Here is a 676-nt window from a genome sequence, read left to right on the forward strand (position 1 = left end):
CCCGCCGTTTCACATTCGGCGCCGTCGGGCACCATGCGCAAGCAGGCCGCCCGCATCATCCCATCAGCGCAGCGCCCCCTGCAACCAACAGGAGAGCTCATCGAGCTCGGCGTGCCGGGCCGGGAAGTCACCCTTCAACTGCCCCAGCAGCGCGGCGATGGCGTCACTGCGATAGGCCACGCCCACCAGCCGCTGGGCCAGGATATCCAGGGGCGCCGGATCCAGGCTGTCGCTGAAGATCTGCGCCCGCCCTATCACGCCCTTCTCCACATCGAAGTGCAGCTCCACCCCGCCCCAGCCGAAACGCTCGTCCAGCTGATGGCTGAACGCAGGGGCATGGCCGAAGTTCCACTCCCAGCTGCGCTGGCGGGCGAAGGTCTCGGCAAAGCCCGGCAGGGCGGGCAATTGGGCCGGCGAGATATGCTCGGGGGAGACGCGCGCGCCGTAGTGGGCAAAGAAGGCCTCCATGAGGGCGTCATTCACCTGCTGATGATCTATCCCCGGCAGCAGCTCGCACAGGTTCGCGACCCGGCTGCGTACCGAGCTGATCCCCTTGGCCGCCAGCTTCTTGGGATCGGGGTTTAGGTAGTGAGCTAGGCGACCAAGGTCGGCGTCCAGCAGCAGGGTGCCATGATGAAAACCGCGATCCTGGGTCTCCCGATAGGCCGAGCCCGAC

At 66.9% G+C, this 676-nt stretch carries 1 protein-coding gene; it reads right to left on the reverse strand.

Features of this window, described 5'->3' with window-relative positions; translation table 11 throughout:
• Window positions 1–63: 63 nt before the first annotated feature.
• Window positions 64–676: lipoate protein ligase C-terminal domain-containing protein (locus tag BN1119_RS17025; protein WP_042000877.1), on the reverse strand; the 613-nt coding region annotated here is incomplete at its 5' end.

This window comes from Aeromonas bivalvium (assembly GCF_000819765.1).
GTDB lineage: Bacteria > Pseudomonadota > Gammaproteobacteria > Enterobacterales > Aeromonadaceae > Aeromonas > Aeromonas bivalvium.